The sequence below is a fragment of the Brachybacterium sp. ACRRE genome (assembly GCF_022346485.1).
Lineage (GTDB): Bacteria > Actinomycetota > Actinomycetes > Actinomycetales > Dermabacteraceae > Brachybacterium > Brachybacterium halotolerans.
On sequence record NZ_JAKRMO010000129.1, the window covers coordinates 1 to 1,292 of the forward strand.

Annotated in this window: 1 protein-coding gene and 1 other annotated feature; the gene reads left to right on the plus strand. The window is 62.8% G+C overall.

Annotated features, from left to right (window positions below):
• The first annotated feature begins 48 nt into the window (after positions 1 to 48).
• A protein-coding gene (locus MHY49_RS18905; RefSeq protein WP_239206793.1) for an IS3 family transposase occupies positions 49 to 1,265 on the plus strand; the annotation gives its coding sequence in 2 pieces (ribosomal slippage) (positions 49 to 328 and positions 328 to 1,265; 1,218 coding nt in all).
• Positions 318 to 420: a sequence feature (AL1L pseudoknot), on the plus strand. It overlaps the preceding gene by 103 nt.
• Positions 1,266 to 1,292: the final 27 nt, after the last annotated feature.

Here is a 1,292-nt window from a genome sequence, read left to right on the forward strand (position 1 = left end):
TGAAGCGCCCTGGGTTCCGTTCCGAGTCTCACGAAGGAGAATCGGAGTATGCCCAAGAAGTTCAGCCCAGAGCTCCGTGACCGTGCCGTGCGCATGGTCCACGACCGTCAGGCCCGCGAGGGTGGTCCCCGCGCAGCATCGATCCGTGCGGTCGCCCCGCAGCTCGGTGTCGGTACGGAGACACTGCGAATCTGGTGCAACCGCTACGGCCCCACTGAGCCGGCGGGACCGGAAGGATCGCTCGAGGCGGAGAACCGTCGTCTCAGGCGAGAGCTGGCGGAGGCACAGCGAGCCAACGAGATCTTGAAGGCCGCCTCGGCGTTTTTCGCAGCGGAACTCGACCGCCCCACAACGAAATGATCGCGTTCATAGATAATCACCGCGAGCAGTTCGGGGTCGAGGCCATCTGTCGCATCCTCGGAGCGATAGAATGTGGGTTCATCACCTCCCGCGGATACCGCGCCTCGAAGAATAGGCCGGCCTCCGCTCGAAGCATGCGGGACGAGATGCTCGTGGAGGAGGTGAAGCGGATTCATCAGGAGAATTACAGCGTCTACGGGGTCCGGAAGATGTGGCACGCCATGCGGCATGCAGGATGGGACGTGGGCCGAGACCAGGTGGCACGACTGATGAAGATCGCTGGCCTCCAGGGCGTTCGCCGAGGTCGTAAGCCCGTCACCACCCGCCCCGCTGTCCGAGATGACCAGCGTCCCGACCTTGTCGAGCGGAAGTTCGTCGCGGCCCGGCCGCAGCAGCTATGGGTCGCCGATATTACCTACGTCCGGATACTCTCCGGGTTCTGCTACGTCGCATTCATCACCGATGTCTACAGCCGCAGAATCGTCGGCTGGGCAGTCGCACCCACCCTCCACACCGAGCCCCTGCCATTGCTCGCATTGGACCACGCACTCCTCTCCACCGGGGTGAGCAAGAATCAGAACGGATTGATCCACCATTCCGACAGGGGCAGTCAGTACGTCTCCCTGGCTTATTCAGACGCACTCATTACGGCAGGCGTGAAAGCTTCGGTCGGAACCGTCGGAGATAGCTACGATAACGCGCTGGCCGAGACAGTGAACGGTCTCTACAAGGCGGAGCTGATCTACTCGAAGCGGATCTGGGAGTCCGTCAGCGAGGTCGAGCTCGCCACGATGGGATGGGTCCACTGGTGGAACACGTCCCGACTGCATGAAACTCTCGACTACCGCACCCCCGCAGCGGTCGAAGCGTCCTACACTCACCCCACGACGACCGCGCCCGCCTAACCACGGAACGAAACCCAGGGCGCTTCA